The organism is Persicitalea jodogahamensis (assembly GCF_014651615.1).
Classification (GTDB): domain Bacteria; phylum Bacteroidota; class Bacteroidia; order Cytophagales; family Spirosomataceae; genus Persicitalea; species Persicitalea jodogahamensis.
The window spans coordinates 1669640-1686254 of record NZ_BMXF01000001.1; the positions used below are offsets into that span (position 1 = coordinate 1669640).

15 protein-coding genes are annotated in these 16615 nt (G+C 49.9%); 6 read left to right on the forward strand and 9 right to left on the reverse strand.

Annotation, left to right across the window (positions count from 1 at the left end):
- Positions 1-32: 32 nt before the first annotated feature.
- Positions 33-887: an acyl-CoA thioesterase II gene (gene tesB, locus IE117_RS06910; protein ID WP_189563571.1), complete on the forward strand. Its 855-nt coding sequence runs from the start codon at positions 33-35 to the stop codon at positions 885-887.
- A gap of 155 nt (positions 888-1042) precedes the next feature.
- The gene (locus IE117_RS06915; RefSeq protein WP_189563572.1) at positions 1043-2005 is read left to right on the forward strand and encodes an EamA family transporter; all 963 of its coding nucleotides are present in this window, start codon (positions 1043-1045) and stop codon (positions 2003-2005) included.
- A 112-nt stretch (positions 2006-2117) separates the two neighbouring features.
- On the opposite strand, the gene IE117_RS06920 is transcribed toward IE117_RS06915, so the two are convergent.
- Positions 2118-3299, reverse strand: a complete 1182-nt coding sequence (locus IE117_RS06920) for an MFS transporter (protein ID WP_189563573.1) — start codon at positions 3297-3299, stop codon at positions 2118-2120.
- Between the two features lie 148 nt (positions 3300-3447).
- Here IE117_RS06920 and IE117_RS06925 point away from each other — a divergent pair, with 148 nt between their 5' ends.
- On the forward strand, positions 3448-4248 hold the full coding sequence (locus IE117_RS06925; protein ID WP_189563574.1) for a murein L,D-transpeptidase catalytic domain family protein: 801 nt from the start codon (positions 3448-3450) through the stop codon (positions 4246-4248).
- Here the strand turns inward: IE117_RS06925 and IE117_RS06930 are convergent.
- The 3 genes from IE117_RS06930 to IE117_RS06940 form a co-directional block, all read right to left on the reverse strand.
- Complete coding sequence (locus tag IE117_RS06930; protein WP_189563575.1) at positions 4221-5414, reverse strand: L,D-transpeptidase family protein; 1194 nt, start codon at positions 5412-5414, stop codon at positions 4221-4223. The two genes, IE117_RS06925 and IE117_RS06930, sit on opposite strands and share 28 nt — an antisense overlap.
- Positions 5415-5490: 76 nt before the next feature.
- Positions 5491-7635 carry a carbohydrate binding family 9 domain-containing protein gene (locus IE117_RS06935; RefSeq protein WP_229580436.1) on the reverse strand — a complete coding sequence of 715 codons (2145 nt, stop codon included), beginning with the start codon at positions 7633-7635 and terminating at the stop codon, positions 5491-5493.
- Positions 7636-7709: 74 nt separating this feature from the next.
- Positions 7710-8216 (reverse strand): peptide deformylase, encoded by a 507-nt coding sequence (locus tag IE117_RS06940; RefSeq protein WP_189563577.1) that lies wholly within the window; start codon positions 8214-8216, stop codon positions 7710-7712.
- A 707-nt stretch (positions 8217-8923) separates the two neighbouring features.
- Between IE117_RS06940 and IE117_RS06945 the strand changes: the two genes are divergently transcribed.
- Positions 8924-9316: a VOC family protein gene (locus IE117_RS06945; RefSeq protein ID WP_308439268.1), complete on the forward strand. Its 393-nt coding sequence runs from the start codon at positions 8924-8926 to the stop codon at positions 9314-9316.
- Between the two features lie 67 nt (positions 9317-9383).
- On the opposite strand, the gene ccsA (IE117_RS06950) is transcribed toward IE117_RS06945, so the two are convergent.
- The 5 genes from ccsA (IE117_RS06950) to IE117_RS06970 are packed head-to-tail and all read right to left on the reverse strand — an operon-like array spanning position 9384 to position 14074.
- Positions 9384-11981, reverse strand: a complete 2598-nt coding sequence (gene ccsA / locus IE117_RS06950; protein ID WP_189563578.1) for a cytochrome c biogenesis protein CcsA — start codon at positions 11979-11981, stop codon at positions 9384-9386.
- Entirely contained in the window at positions 11978-12412 is a 435-nt protein-coding gene (locus tag IE117_RS06955; RefSeq protein WP_189563579.1) for a cytochrome c maturation protein CcmE domain-containing protein, read from the reverse strand. The genes ccsA (IE117_RS06950) and IE117_RS06955 overlap by 4 nt, the downstream gene beginning before the upstream one ends.
- Before the next feature lie 5 nt (positions 12413-12417).
- Entirely contained in the window at positions 12418-12645 is a 228-nt protein-coding gene (locus IE117_RS06960) for a CcmD family protein (RefSeq protein WP_189563580.1), read from the reverse strand.
- A 14-nt stretch (positions 12646-12659) separates the two neighbouring features.
- Positions 12660-13373, reverse strand: a complete 714-nt coding sequence (gene ccsA / locus IE117_RS06965; protein ID WP_189563581.1) for a cytochrome c biogenesis protein CcsA — start codon at positions 13371-13373, stop codon at positions 12660-12662.
- Positions 13374-13411: 38 nt separating this feature from the next.
- Positions 13412-14074, reverse strand: a complete 663-nt coding sequence (locus tag IE117_RS06970; RefSeq protein WP_189563582.1) for a heme exporter protein CcmB — start codon at positions 14072-14074, stop codon at positions 13412-13414.
- A gap of 117 nt (positions 14075-14191) precedes the next feature.
- Between IE117_RS06970 and IE117_RS06975 the strand changes: the two genes are divergently transcribed.
- Together IE117_RS06975 and feoB are read left to right on the forward strand one after the other, a co-directional pair.
- Positions 14192-14422 carry a FeoA family protein gene (locus IE117_RS06975; RefSeq protein ID WP_189563583.1) on the forward strand — a complete coding sequence of 77 codons (231 nt, stop codon included), beginning with the start codon at positions 14192-14194 and terminating at the stop codon, positions 14420-14422.
- A 36-nt stretch (positions 14423-14458) separates the two neighbouring features.
- Positions 14459-16615: a ferrous iron transport protein B gene (gene feoB / locus IE117_RS06980; RefSeq protein ID WP_229580439.1), complete on the forward strand. Its 2157-nt coding sequence runs from the start codon at positions 14459-14461 to the stop codon at positions 16613-16615.

Consider the following 16615-nt stretch of genomic DNA (forward strand, 5'->3'; position numbering starts at 1 on the left):
TACTACCAAAACCAGAGCGCTGAAAACCAGATATGACAAACATCCAAGAACTCCTCGACCTCCTCAATCTCGAAAAAATAGAAGAAAACATCTACCGGGGCCAAAACTACAAAGCGCCCTGGAAACGTGTATTCGGCGGACAGGTACTTGCCCAGGCTCTTCACGCCTGCCAGCGCACTGTCCCTGAGGAGCGGCTGGTGCATTCCATGCACGCCTATTTTATTTTAGCCGGGGATATTGGTCAGCCCATTATTTACGACGTAGACCGTATCCGGGACGGTGGCAGTTTTTCGACCCGCCGCGTGGTGGCGATCCAGAAAGGAACGCCCATTTTCAGCATGGGAGCATCGTTTCAGGAAGTACATGATGGTCTGGATCACCAGATCAGTATGCCGAATGTGCCGTCGCCCGATGTACTGGTTTCGGACGAAAAGCTGGCTGAGGTTTTTAAAGAAGCTGCGCCCGAAATTTACCGCAGCCTGACCTTCCCGAGGCCTCTGGAATTCCGGCCGGTTGAGCAACTCAACCCGTTGTCGGGAACTGAATATGCACCCATGCGGCACGTTTGGCTCAAAGCAAACGGGCCCATGCCCGACGATCTCCGGCTGCATCAGGCCGTACTAGCCTACGCCTCGGACTACAATTTGCTGACTACGGCCACGCTGCCGCACTGGAATCAGGTCATGCCCAACGAATTGTTTTTAGCCAGCCTCGATCACGGCATGTGGTTCCACCGGAACTTCCGCGTCGACGAGTGGTTGCTTTATGCCCTCGATAGTCCGAGTGCTTCCAATGAGCGCGGGTTCACCCGGGGGAATATTTTCAACCGGGAAGGTCAGCTGGTAGCCTCAGTAGTGCAGGAAGGCCTAATCCGGAAGCGCGGTTGATTGCGCTATTTTAGCATTTTGAAAACTAATAATAGTACAAATATCAGGCTATGGATATTGCTCTGGCAAACCTTTGAATAATAGAAGTTTAAGCCGGAACTTTACGCCAGATTGTTATCGTTCGGGAGACTTATCCCGAATAAACTCAAAACGGCATGGCACTGGTTTCTTTGTCCGACGATAAGTTTCGCCTTGAAAATTCTGGTGAAGCTGAACTTTCCAAAGTTACGCCTCAGCGCACTAAACTGGTGCTGAACCTTATCTCGGTGTATATTTTGTGGGGGTCGACGTACCTCTTCATGCACTTTATGACCGAACGCATGCCGCCACTTTACATGGCGGGCTGTCGTTTACTTACCGCCGGACTTATCCTATACCCTTTCGCCCGTTTCACCGGACACGCCCGACCCAACAAGCAGGAATGGCTGGCGGCAGGGCTTATCGGAATATTGCTGTTGTCCGTGGCAAACGGTGGCATGACCGTGGCAGTGCACTATATCCCCACGGGTGTTGCGGCTTTGCTGGCCGGAATGTTGCCGCTGTTTATCGTGATACTGAACTGGCTCACTTTCAGTAAAGTGAGGCCAACCAAGCTGGTGATGGCAGGGTTGGCAGTGGGGCTGGTTGGTATAGCTTTGCTGGTCAAGCCGGGCGGCTTCAGGACGACCACCACCGAAAGCTGGGTGGGGATCGGCCTGATCATGGTTTGCAACCTTGCCTGGGCCACGGGTACTTTACTTTCTGGTCGGATGAAACTACCAACCCAGATGGTTTCCATTGCTGTCCAAATGCTGGTCGGAGGCGGCCTGCTGCTATTGGTCAGTCTGGTCGTCGAACCCGTTACGCTCACCAGCATTGGGCAAGCCCCCACCAAGGCAATTGGCGCTTTGATCTACCTCATCATTTTTGGATCCCTGATAGGCTTTTCTTCTTTCTCATGGTTAGCCCGGAATGCGCCACCTCAGATACTCTCAACCTATGCCTACGTCAATCCCGTAGTGGCCATGCTGCTGGGCTGGGCTTTTGCCGGGGAAGCACTCACTGGACAATCGCTGGTTTCCGCCCTAATCATCCTCGCGGGCGTAGTACTGATATCTTTCGGCAAGAGGAGAGGGTAGGGGCGTTCAGGATTTGCATGTTTAGACCAGTCTGCTTCCAGGTCTCACCGCACCTGGCCACCAAGTGGGGTACTTCGCTTGTGAAAAGTGATTTCCGCACTCAGGTACTTCGTCAAATCTTTGCCCAGCGACTGGCTATACCGCTGATTGCCAAAAGTACCATTACAAAAAGAAATCCGGAAGGAAGTCCGAACCCCTCGGCAATAAAGCCAACAATGGGCGGGCCAGCCATGAAGCCGATAAAGCTCAGCGTTGCAAAGGTTGCTAACCCCGCCGCAGGGGTAGTGTCAGGCAACCGCATGGAGGCAGCGTATAAAATAGGTGCTCCGAGCGAACAGCCGAAGCCCAGCACCAAAAATCCCAGTAGTACGACGTACGGATGAGGGAATAAAATTGCAATGAGCAATCCCGCCGCTGCAAGCATTCCTCCGAATGCCAGTAGCCGTTTTTGGCCGAATCGCGGAATAACGGTATCACCAACGAACCGTCCGATCGTCATGGCCAGCGAGAAAAAGGCAAACCCCAAAGCTGAAAAGGACGCAGAAGATTGGGCGATCTCTCGCAAATAAATGGCGCTCCAGTCAAAAGACACACCTTCGCCCATGGAAACGGCGATACCTATAAAAATCAGTATCAGCAGGGCTTTGGTCGGTCGGGCCAGTGAGGTACTGTTGGGTGATTTCTCCTCGTGGATTTTTTTCAGCGTTTGCTGAATAAGAATGAGAAATATAATCAGGAAAACGGCTACCCCCAACAAGTGGAGTGATGCGGGAACCTCCATCCAGATCAATGCTCCCGCCAGCGCACTGCCGGCCATTCCGCCTAAGCTCCACATCCCGTGGCAGGTAGACATGATGGTGAGATTCTGCTCCTTCTCCAGATTGGCCGCGCAGGTATTCATGGATACGTTCAAAAGTGCAGTAAAAAAGCCCATGACGAACAGCCCGAAGCTGAGAATGAGTAAGTTTGGGGCCATGATGGGTAGCATCACACTGGCAAAAAAACCGAGTCCGCCGATGAGACAGCCCCGTGCTGAGCCAATGCGCTGAATGATCTTTCCCGTGAAGGGATTCATCACAATGGAACCGATAGGCAATAGGAAAAGCGCAAATCCCAGTTGGGCATCATTGATGTCAAGATTGTACTTTACGTACGGAATCCGTGCTACCCAACTGCCGAACAGGAAGCTGTCTGCCGCAAAAACCAGGCCGACTGCCCGGGCCAGCGGGTTACCAAAAAAGGCAGACAGTGCGCCAAGAATCGACGGACTTATTGTTGCAGTAGAGGTGCCCATTTAATATTAAATACGATTTTTTTTTGGGCAAAGATATTAAGGTTTCCCCGGAATCGTTTGGGAAAGGGAAGGAGCCAATGGAACTATTCAGGTGAGTACCTGCGTATAAGTAAGTGATTTAGAAATGTGAAATAAGAAAGAAAACAATATGCGGAAAATTGGGGGAGTGCTGTTGGCAGGAGTGATTGCATTGGGCGTTTTGGCCGGATTCAAGAAGGTTGGGAATACTATAAACCAGCAGGTTGTCACGAATAAGAAAGTGCAAATAGTACAGCTGAGCGAGACTGAGCAAACCGAGCAAATTTGCGCCAATCTCTATGATTCGCTCCGGCTCGAAGCTGCCGGACTTTCCCGCGAAGCCTTCCGCTATGCCTGGTACGGGTTTCGGGAGGCCGGATTTTCCAAGCCCATTCTCGCCATCGCTGATTTTAGCCAGTCTTCCCGAAATAAACGGCTTTACGTCATCGATTTTAGCGCCAATCAGGTAGTACTAAACACATACGTTGCCCATGGGCGCAATTCGGGCCAGGAATTTGCGAGTAAATTCTCCAATATCAACTCCTCTTATCAATCGAGCCTGGGCTTTTATCGCGCTATGAATACTTATCAAGGCAAGCATGGCCTCTCGCTGCGCTTGCAGGGTTTGGAAAAAAACATCAACGATCAGGCTCTGGCAAGAGCCATCGTGATGCATGGTGCAGACTACGTTAGTGAGGACTTCATCCGGCAGACGGGTCGACTGGGCCGCAGCCTTGGCTGCCCTGCTGTTTCACAGGCCGATCATGAAAGTCTGATACGATTATTGCATGACGGGGCAGGCCTGTTTTTGTACTATCCCGATGAGACCTATCTTACGCAGTCAAGAATTCTGCAGCGGGCAGCCGTAGCGGCCATCCAGACTCCAGCGGCCGATTCCACGACTCACACCGTTCCTTTCCTTAAATCGTAGACATCCTTGTAGTAAATCAGATTTCCGGCTTTGTCCACATCGGCAGGCAGGAAATACAGGAACGTCGGTACTTTATTCTTCAAAGGATGAGTCTTGGGCTTACGGTCCGTTTCAGGAGTGGCGAGGGCATCCTCTATAAAATTATCCTCCACAATTTTTTCTCCAGCTATGTAGTTGGCAAGTTCGGCGGGGTTCTCTAACCTGACACATCCGTGGCTGCGCCAGCGTTGATCGGTTCCGAAAAGTGTGCGTACATCGGTATCATGCAGGTAAATGGCGTAAGGATTCTGAATGTTCACCTTCATAAAGCCAAGCGAATTGCCTTCCCCTGTATCCTGCCGAAAACGGTAGGGGAAATTATCCTCCGAAATGTCTTCCCAGTCGATCGTGGTGGGATCCACGATCTGGCCCTTGCGATCAAGTACCTCAATACCGTTTCGTTCCAGATAATATACATTTTCGCGAATGCGCGGCAGCATCTCTCCCAGAGCAATGCTGGTAGGAATGTTCCAGTAGGGAAAGGTTATGACGTTTGTTGCGTAAGTGTCCAGACCGGGTGTCTTGGTATTTGCTTTACCGACGATTACATTCATATACAGCTCTTCATTCCCAAGCGAGTCCAGCCCCTTCAGGTAGGCTCCATTGATATTGACCAGCACCATGCGCTCCGAACCCCTCGATTGCCGGTGCATCCAGCGGTAGGCATTGAGCGATTCGGCCACCATGGCAGCACTATCGGGCTGGTTGGCATCCACCAAACGCTTATAGTGTTTTTTAAGAACTTTATAAGCTTCGTAAGGCGGTTCAAGGTTTTCCATTGCCTTTTCTATGTCCCTTCCCTGCGCTAATTCCCAACCCGCCATATGAATCCTGGTCGTGTCAGCAGGGAGTACTTTCTCGAAATGGCGAATGTGGGCGGGCTTGTGTCCATACCCTATTTCTTCCAGAAAATTCAACATACCGCGCTCGCGGTACAGGGTGGAATCCCGCCCCAGCCCGATGCTTTGCCCGTAAGCGATTATTTTCTGGTAGTTCTGATTCTCTTTCATGTCCGTCACCATTTCGGCTTCGGTAACGCTGAACGGGTCTTTTTTCTGACAACTGTTCAACACAAGCATTAAGGAAAATGCCGTGAAGAAGGATAACAGGGATATTCTGGGATTCATAGAGGACGGAAAGTTAAGCTGAATTACTGAATGGTTGAATTGCCTTAAAAAATCCGTGCTAAGCCCGAACCGGAGGTCATACGTTCCACCAATAAGTGAACTTGATGACCAAAGCCCGCGTCTTGACGTGGAAGTTTTCGGGCAGGTAATTGTCGGTGTATACGATGAATAAATCCGACGCGGGCTTGTAGCGCCATTGCAGGCGCGTGTTCAGGTTCACGTTATCTGCCTGATTGTTGTATTGCAGGAAGGTAGTCAGGAACAGGTTGTTGCGAAAAGTCACATCTACGCGTGGGCCAATCAGCCAGTATTCCACCCGGTTCCAGGGCGCAGGTAGTTGGATATTGTTATAGTTACTGCTCAATGTCAGAGCTACATAAGGCTGAAAACGGTAGCCCAGAGTGGTAGAAAAGTTAGTGCGTTCACCATTCTGATAATAGCCGCCAAACCGCCCGGAGAGCGAGTAGGTGAAAGTGCGCTTGGGACTCGAATTAAACTCGAAGCCAGTGGATTTCCAGCGGTGCTCGGTGCCAGTGGCCAATTGCTCACGCCCCGAGTTGGTAGGGTCGAAGGGGCGGAGAAGTCTCACGTAGTTGGTAGCGGCCCACACAAAAGCCGTGGCGCGGCTCTTAAAGTTAAGGTTGTAGGAGATGAAAGTCTCGTTGTCGGTCAATTCCAGCTTTTTATTCCAAAAAAGCGTGGTTTGCAGGCGAGGGCCGTGGCTGATGAGCGAATTCGACTTCACAAAAAACAAATACTTGACGCCCGGATTAATTTTAAAATATCCATTTCGGATAGCGTTGGGTACGTAGCCCACCTCCGCATTGTAGTTGCTGCCTACGTATTCGTGCTGCCATTGAACCGACAGGTTGGTATTGTCGTAGCTCAGGTCGGCGGCCTGGGCGAAATCATCGCCTTTCCGGTTTGGGCTGAACGATTTTAAGATCATTGCCTTTCCCAACCAGCGGTTGTTGACCGACAGTAGATTGAACTCGCCGCCAATATTGCGGTTATACCGACTGAAAGCACCGTTCGCCTCGGGAGTATACCGGATGGCATCCTTATTAACCATCATAAGCCGCACGTTGGAGCGGGCAAAAACCTGCCTTTGCACGGCTACGACCGAAAAATTGTTACCGGGAAGGCTATCCTGGGCAGCAGTCTGGACATTAAGCACACCCACGCGCCAGTTTTGATTTAATTTACCGCTCAGCCGCGCTCCGTACAGAATCGGCACACCGAGGCCGATGCGCCGCGAAAAGAAAGGGCGGATGGAAGCGTAGCCAAAATTGGCGAAAAGGTCAGCGTTTTCCAGAAAAAACTGCCGTCGCTCGGGGAAAAATAACTCAAAACGATCCAGGTTGGTTTGTTGTACGTCCACATCGACCTGTGAAAAATCGGGGTTCACAGTGAGGTCGAGGTTAAGCGAGGGCGTAATGCCGATCTTTACATCGCCGCCTACATCATAACTCCGGTTGTACCCACCTTCTTTCCTGAAATCCCGGGTAAGGCGGGCAGCGGCATAGGGTATCACCGAAACGTTGGCACCTGGCTTGGGAGGGGGTTGATCCCACACCAGCACGCCCGTATACGCCAGCGAGGCAGTCGGAAACTGCCTGGGTACCGGAGCCCAGGCCGATTTTTCGGCTACGGTAAGTTCCAGCCGACTGAAATTGATGCCCCATTCGGTAATACCCGGCTTGTAGCGGATACTTTTAAAGGGGATGGCCGCTTCCCACACCCACTTTTCGTCGTCGTTTTTTACGGCGGTAAACCAGCGGTTGTCCCAGCTTAGGTTCACCGATGCCCCGTCGTACTGTTGTCCGTCCCAGGGTGCACCCGCTGCGTTGGAGCCGAAGGAGAACCCATTGGTGCGGTCGCCGAACGTGTCCATGAACAGCAGGAAGTTATCGTTATTATTGAAGCTGAAGTCACGCCGCAGCGACTCCACCACCAGCGATCCCGGGACGGGTTTGAAATTTTTGACCAGTATGTAAATATTCTGCTGGTCATAGGTCATTTGCACCTCCGTCCGCGTTCGCGCAAAGCTGGTGTCAATGGGCTGTACCATGAAAAAATCGGTGGCCACCTGCGCATCCTGCCAGACCGCTTCGTCGGCTACGCCGTCAATCTTTACTTCTGATTGGGTGGGGTAAATGCGGTACTGGTACTTTTGATTTGGCTTCTGGGCCAGCAGCGAGCCCGAAATTCCTAAAATCAAAAATAAGACTGATATAAAGCGACACACGTGGATGAGGATTGAATGTAGGAGGTAAAGGTAGGCGCTCTTTGGCTTTACTCCATCATGTGTGGCGTAGGTTTCCAGCGAAAAGACCGCTCATCGATAGCCCGCATGGTACAGAGAATTCCATCCAGATGATCGAGTTCATGCTGCAGTAATTCAGAAAGGTCGTCGGTAAGCTCCCATTCCTGGACTTGCCAGTTTTCATCATAAAACTGCAGTCGGATGGAGCGATGACGCCGGAGCTGTACCAAAAGGTTAGGCAGGCTCATGCAATCATCCCAAAGGACTATGGTTTCCTCACTGCGGCCGATAATGTTGGGATTGATAAAAATGGTTGATTTGCCATCGACATACATATAGACGAGCCGTTTCATATAACCCAACTGAGGGGCGGCGATTGCCCTGCCCGCCCGATATTTGTCCCTGAACTCTACCAGGGCATTGTGCAGGTCGCGTGTCATGCTGGCAATGAGGTCAGAGTCATCAGGCGACAGGGGTTCGCAGCTTTGATAAAGTCGTGCATCACCAAGCAGGAGGATGTCAGTCAGGCCTTTCATCGGAGGTTTTTTTAACCTGAAAAGCACCCCATCTTGCGATGAGGTGCTTCCAGTATTTCAGCAACTAATGACAGCAGTGTGTGTATAGTATGCTGAATATCGTAGTGCCAGTAGTGAGACTGAATCAGCCGTCAATCGTCACACGTAGTATTAAAAATATTATTTAATAAGCAGAAATAATTCCTGAATTGAAATTTCGCCCAATGATACAATTTTGTTTAGTAAAAACCTATTTTCACTAAACAAAAGTTAAAAATTAATTGTATGATACTCATTTTGAGAAGTTTTTTGCCGACAAACTAAATTTGACTCACAGGTAGTGTAAGTACCCACAGTTGACAATGGCTTTAGCGTCGATGGGAAGAAGATTAACTGTTACGCCCAACTGCATAATGGGAGGTTCGACGATCATTTGCATACTAGCCGCTTCGTCATAGGTTGGCTGTCGTTAATTTTTATGGCTGAGCCGACCAACACGATCTTTGAGATAGACGGCACGGCGGTGAATTGCCCCGATTTATACCGGAGGGTGTTTCAAAGCAAAACTCTCGCGAGCATACCCAGCAACAAACCGAGGAATTTGAAAAAAGTACGTATAGAGCAGAAATAAGAAGTATATTCTTACAGAATAGGTACTTACTCACTAGCATTCAAATGCAAGCAAAACCCCTACGGGCCTGTTCCTCTGTTTCTCCAAAAAAACGATAATGATCCGACTCGACCACGTCGCGCTCTATTCATCTCAAATTGAAGTGATCCGGCAATTTTATGAAAAATACTTCGGCGCGAATGCCAACGAAAAGTATATCAACCCACGTAAAGGATTTGAATCGTATTTTTTGAGCTTTGCCGGTGGGGCTCGCCTGGAAATCATGCAAAAAGTGAATGTAGCAAACGGGGCAAATCCCGAAGGCGCGGAGTACCTGGGCTTGACGCACTTCGCCCTGTCAGTAGGGAGTAAGGAAGAAGTCGACGCGCTAACCGACAGGTTGCGGGCCGAAAACTACCGGGTAGTCGGCGAACCAAGAACCACCGGCGATGGCTACTACGAAAGTGTCATCCTCGACCCTGATGGAAATCGCGTGGAAATCGTGGCCTGACGATTAACGTCAGGCCCGTTTCTGATAGAGCTGAGCTATGGATTACACAGCAATGGCTGCATCCAAATCACCCCTGCAACTCAGGCTTTCTTGTCTTGGGCTTCACCGAGGTGGTAACTACCTCCCGGTTTTGGAATTTGAAGAAGTCCCGGAAGCGTCGAATAGTGGCCATCAGGAAGCCGATGACCAGGACGAAAGTACCCAGCCACAGTACATTGATAAGTGGCTTCTCCAAAGCCTTCATCACGATGAAATCGCGCTGTTTAGTGTTTACCGCAAAAGTGAATTCGCCTGTCTGAGGGTTGATCTCGTTGAATTGGATACGTAATCCCAACTCGTTGTTGACCTGCGCCTTCCGTGCCACCGTGCGGTCGCGAATGACGAATGAGGGGTCGATTATGTACTCTTGATCGGTGTCCAGTACCCGGATGATAGCCTTCACCGCCGCGTCATTTTCGCCCAACTCGACGCCTTCCACCTGATCGGTGCGGACGACATTGTCGAGAATTGCGACGTAGTCATTGACAAAGAAAGTATCTTTCATCGCGATGGTAAATTCCTCCGTTGGGCTCCATTTTCCTTCGTCCAGCGGATTCGTGACCATCGAAACATAGGTGTAAAGGTCTTTATTGTATTTGCGCTGGATGTCGGGGGAGGAGATCAACCCCATGCGCGGGTTGATTTGGGCCCGCGGGTAGAGCGTGAAAATCTTACCGGATGGTTCGCGATACTCAATTTCGTAATAGAAATTCTCGGGGTAGATTTCCAACGTGTCGCCTGTTTTGTAGTAGGTTTTGTCCTCAACAACAATGTCGCGCAAGGCTACTGCGTGAAAGTCGTTTTCGATGATTTCCACCCAGCCTTTGGGAATATAGCCGGGAACATAGCGAGGTTCTATGCGCACATCACGCCAGGTCAGCATGAACTTGCCCATCTGGGAAGGCTTGTTGAGCCAAAGCGTGACGTTCTCCTTGTTTTCCTTATTATCGTTTTTGGTGAATTCCTCCGAACGCGAAATCATCAGACCGGAGTTATTCAGCGATACCACCCGCGTGTAGCCCGAAGAAAAGAGGATGCCGATCAGCATCAAAGCCACGCCGATGTGAGTCACGGCACCGCCCGAGAGCTTATAGTTTCCACCGATAATATTCAACAATATAGTACCGTTGGCTACTATGGAAAAGACCGCGGCCGTCAGCAGTACGATGTAGGAAATCGTGCGGACTTCGCCCAAAGTGATGAACACTGCGCTAAGAATCAGACTGATGAGTAGGGGCGGGTAAAGCGTGTTCAACCGTCCTTCGCCTGTACGCTTCCACCAGAAGTACTGCCCGACGCCCGTCAGGATGGTAATCAGGGCAAAAAACCAGATTTGGAATTTGTTATAGTGCTCAATAGGATCGGTCGGTAAGGCCAGGTTCAGAATCTTGCCAAAACCTTCGGCGATAGCATTGTATACCGGAATGGACGTAGTTGCCAGAATCTGGAAACCAGATAAACACAGCAGTGTTGCACCGATGAAAATCCAGAATTCGGGTGAATAGGTGGAAACCTCTTTATCATCGGAGGGTAGTAGTTTCCAGCGGTAGATCAGCAGACCGACCGAAAGTACGACAAAGGTCATCAGGTAGATGAGTAGTTGTCCCGATAAGCCCAAGTCCGTAAACGAGTGAACCGAAGCATTGCCCAAAACCCCGCTCCGCGTCATAAACGTCGAATAGAGAATCATCACGAACGTGGCAATTGCCAGGATAAACGAAGTTTTGAGGGCAGTGGCGTTTTTGCGGCCAATAATCATGACATGAATCGTCCCGACTAGTACCAGCCACGGCACAAACGAGGTGTTTTCGACCGGATCCCAGTTCCAGTAACCGCCAAAATTGAGTGTTTCATACGCCCAGTAGGCGCCCATCAGGATGCCCACACCCAGGATCATGGCCGAGAACAAAGCCCAGGGCAAAGCCGGACGGATCCATTCCTTCACCTTTTTGGTCCAAAGTCCAGCCATAGCGAAGGAGAAAGGGATCAAAGTGGTAGCGAAACCCAAAAACAGGGTAGGAGGGTGGATCACCATCCAGTAGTTCTGCAGTAGCGGGTTAAGGCCGTTGCCGTCTTTGGGAATAAAGTCAGGATTAGTTTTCCAGACTGCAATATCAGGCAGCGCCTCGCGCAGTAACAGGAAAGGTGTCGAGCCAATTTTTAAATCCAGACCGGGGATGACAACGCCCAGTATCATGGATGCCAAAAAAGCCTGAACCAGAGCAAAAATGGCCATGACTGGCCCCTCCCAGGAGCGATTCGTGACGATCAGGACCAGGCCCAGCACTACATTCCAGAAAATCCAGAGCAGAAAACTACCTTCCTGATCCTGCCAGAAACTGGAAATGACGTACTCGGTGGGCAATGAAAGAGATGAGTTATCCCAAGCATAATGGTACTCAAAATAGTGATTGCCGATGATCCAGTACAGACAAAAAACTACCCCGGCCACCGCCGCTGCGTGGACGAAAAAAGCCGTCCGCGCGAAACGTTTCCAAACCGGAACGTCGTTCAGGCTGGTGGAGGAAACTACGGACTTAAAATAAGCGAATGTCGCGACCAGAGCCGAGACAAAAGCTATAATCACTAACAAGCGACCCGCGTCGCCATAAATGGTATGAATCATAATTGGGCGGCTTGATATTCAGTCGTTTCCAGCTTATCGTTATTGTACTTTGAAGGGCATTTTAACAGGATTTTCTCTGCTTCGAAGTGATCTTTTTCCATCTTGCCGATAACTACCACCTGCTCGGATTTGTCAAAATCCTGTGGTTTGGGGCTACGATACACTACCTTCTGCTCCCGGCCATCGTTATCCAGCAACGTAAACATGAAGTAGTTGGGATCAACCTCCGGCTGATAGGCCATTTCCTGAATTTCGCCCGCAGCGTCTTTCTTGAGCACTCCCACCACGTGGATGCTGCCATCATTGCCATTCATAGCCAACTGCTCGGCTTGTGTGAAATTAACGTACGTGCTGGCATCTCCTGCCGTAGATACAATGATAGCAATCGCCACTGCGATAATACCGATTCCGAAGATATGAGACTTTTTCATAGCAATTATTTGATATTGAGTTCTTTTTCTACTTTGGTCAGTTTATTATCCAAACGAATGAGGTAGACAATTATTCCGGCAAAGATAAGCGCAATCACGCCCACAACCACCCAAATTTTCCCATCATTGCGCATCTGGTCGGCCATCGCCACCTCAGAGTTAACGCCTGACTGGGCAAAGAGGTTTATGGAAATCAAGGCAAAAGCCAGAATGAAAAAAGACAGACGTTTCATAAATTTAATATTCATTAATCATTAACTGCGCGGGCGGCTCCATGATGATTTACAGACAATTCCGCCACACGTTCCTCTTGAACTCTCTTGATGACATTTAACCGGTAACGGATACTCGTAATCCAGGTTCCGAGCAGAATCCAGCCAATGCAGGCCGGGTAAAAGACCATTCTTAAATTATTATCTATATCCAGTGAGCTGAAAGTCGCGTTGCCTCCATTGCCAGGGTGCAGTGAGTCGGTTAGTCGGGGTAAGACGTAGATCAACGGAATGAACACGAAGAAGGCAAAGATATTATAAACTGCCGAGATGCGGGCGCGGCGTTGCTCGTCTTCAAAGGAACTCCGCAATAAAAGGTAGGCAAAATAAATCAACATCCCCACCGCGGCACCATTCAGTTTGGGGTCGTTGGGCCAAAAATCCCCCCACGTATAATTTGCCCATAAGGAGCCCGACAAACATCCAAGGATTCCGAATAGGATGCCCGCTTTGGCAAAGGCAGCTGATTTGTCGTCATCAACTGTGTTGCTGGAGCGCAGATACCGAATCGCGAACACCATTGACACCAACAATAACGTAATCATGGTAGGCCACATCGCGACATGAAAGTATAAGTTTCGTATCGTCTCGTTCAAAATCGGCTGCCGGGGCACCGTCCCGAGCAATCCCTGAAAAATGACGTAGTAAAGGATTATGACCGTCAGTATTTTCCACCAGGCTTTTTTCATAAAAAACATTTAGTGAATGTCGTTATTCCAGATTGAGTTTAACTTCTCCACAAATAAGGAAACAATAAATACGAAAGTGCTATAACGATAAGATCGATGGCCAGGAGCGTGGATATTTCGTCAAGGCTAACGCTCCTGTCCAAACCGTCAAGCGCGTTTTTTGCTAATCGAATGTTCATTAACAACATCGGCAGGATCATTGGAAAACTCAATACGGCCATCAGCATACTACTGTTTTCCGCTTTTGAAGCAATCCCAGCTACCAGGGTAAGCACTGAGGCGAATCCTATTGAGCCAAGCGCAATTCCTGCAATGTATAACGTCAAATCAGCAACCGGATTTCCCATTACAAACACGTAAAATCCAAAACCGATTCCCGCCAACACCAGCATCAGCAAACTGTTGTAAATTATTTTGGAAATAATGACCGCCTGTGGATTTGCCAGCGTGTAGTAGTATAGCAAGCGGCTATGCCGCTCTTGTATGAAACTCTTGGCAATGGCGTTCACGGCAGTAAAAAGCAGAATAATCCAAAATACCGTGTTCCATACGATTGGTGTCAGTTCATTGCGCTTCAAGTTGAAACTCAGGTAACAGACAAAGACCGTACTCACTACGTAGAGCAGCATTCCGCTCAAAGCGTAACGCTGCCGCCATTCGAGGGTTATCTCTTTCCAGATGAGGGTTCTTAATTCGTGCATCTGCCCGCAAAACTACGGCATAAACTCCTGCCAAATAAAAAACATGATAAAAATCATTTGCGAATATCGCGGCTGTACCCTTTCTTTGTATTTAATTATATTAAATCTAAATAAGCTATGCTACTGACCCGAAACGTCGCCGATCTTAAAAAGGGAGAAAGAGCCGTCATCAAGTCGTTCAGTGACCGTGATATGTCTTTGAAACTGCTTGAAATGGGCTGCCTGCCTGGTTGCGAAGTGAGGTTGGATGCCATAGCTCCTTTCGGAGATCCGATTTGTGTGCGTGTAGGCGGCTGCTACTGTCTTTCGCTGCGCCGCAACGAAGCCGCCAGTATTGTGGTTGAGTAAATATGATTTCCTGCATTTATTTGGTGACGACTTGAATTGAAACCCGCTCCCCGTAAAATTGCCCTCATCGGCAACCCCAACTCTGGTAAATCCACGTTATTTAATCAATTGACGGGGCTGCGCCAAAAAACCGGCAACTTCCCCGGTGTCACAGTCGAGAAGAAATCCGGAACGCTCCGTCTGCCTTTTCCTGCCCATTCCTCTGCTTCTGACGAAACTCTGGTTGTCGCCGAGGCGATATTGATCGACCTTCCGGGGATTTACAGTATTTATCCCAAGTCGCGGGACGAACAGGTGGCGATGGACATCCTGGCCAACCCGCAGCATCCCGATCACCCTGACGCGGTGGTAGTGGTGGCCGATGCCTCCAATCTGCAACGGAACCTGTTGCTATTCACCCAAATCGCTGATTTGGGCTTACCTACCGTACTGGCCCTCAATATGCTGGATGTGGCCGAAAGCATGAAGCTGAAAGTCAATGCCGTACAGCTGGCCATGCAATTGCAGGTTCCGGTGATAAAAATCAATGCCCGCAGCGGTGATGGCGTTGACCTACTACGCGAGGCAATCCAGCGCGTTGCGGTCACCGAAAGGCTTGTTCCTGCTTATTTTCTGGATCCCGCTGAAAAGCAGCCGGAAATAATAGAGGAAGTCAAAACGCGCTACCAGCTTGAAAACAATTATCTGGCGCTTCAGTACCTGTGCCAACACGATTCCTTCACCTTTCTGAATCAAGGTCAGCGTGAGCAACTGGATGGGTTAATTACTAAATACGCATTCGATAAAACTGACTTTCTGGCCAACGAAACGATTACCCGTTACGAAAGACTACGGCCTTTGGTGCAGAAAACAGTCACTTCCCAGGGCGACAGCGAGCAACCCGCCTGGACGCGGCGACTCGACAAAATTCTGCTTCATCCCGTATGGGGATACGTGGCTTTTCTAATGGTACTTCTGGTGATATTTCAGGCAGTCTTCGCCTGGGCCGAATATCCCATGGACTGGATCGATCAAGCCACGGCGAATGCTATTCAGTGGACGAAGACTACACTACCGCAAGGTGTCCTGAACGATCTGCTGACCGACGGCCTCATGGCGGGCATCGGGGGAGTCATTATTTTCATTCCCCAGATTGCCTTTCTTTTCGGCTTAGTGGGATTGCTGGAAGAATCGGGCTACATGGCTCGGGTAATGGTGATTATGGATAAACTGATGCGAAAATTCGGCCTGAACGGTCGGAGTGTGGTACCGCTGATTTCAGGTGTGGCCTGCGCGGTTCCTGCCATCATGACTACCCGCAGCATTAACAATCCTTACGAGCGGTTGCTCACGATTCTGGTTACGCCGCTCATGAGCTGCTCAGCCCGGCTGCCAATTTACACCATCCTGATCGCGCTGGTCGTGCCGGACGATACGGTTTTGGGCATTCTGAATCTGCAGGGATTGGTTTTGCTGGGGTTGTATTTGCTGGGATTAATCGGTGCATTAGGGTCGGCCTGGCTGTTTTCAATCTTTGTCCCACGCCGCGAGCCTAGTTATTTTATCCTGGAAATGCCTACCTACAAGTGGCCCCGCTGGAGCCACCTCGGTATCACGATGTACGATAGTGTAAAGTCGTTTGTGCTTGAGGCAGGTAAGATCATTGTTGCCATTTCGATCGTCCTGTGGGTGTTGGCCAGCTATGGTCCCGGCGACAGTATGGAACAGGCAGAAGCGCAGACGATGAAAGAAATGTCCGATGCACCGGAGCAAGTACGTGAGGCCGCCGTGGCCTCGGCCCAGCTGGAAACATCCTATGCCGGGCGATTCGGCAAGTTCATCGAACCCGCTATTGCGCCCTTGGGATACGACTGGAAAATTGGAATTGCGCTCATTACATCTTTTGCCGCGCGAGAGGTGTTCGTAGGCACGATGTCGACCATCTATAGTATTGGCGGAGAAGCAAGTGAGGATGCTGTGACGATCCGGCAGCGACTGGAAAAAGAAAGAAACCCCCAAACGGGCGGCCCTATGTACACCCCGGCGGTTTCATTTTCGTTGCTGATGTTCTACGTATTCGCCATGATGTGCATGAGCACGCTGGCGATTGTCTATCGCGAAACCCATGGCTGGAAATGGCCGATGGTACAACTCGTTTACACGATGGTACTGGCTTACGTGTCTGCCTGGGCCACTTTTCAACTGTTGAGTTGA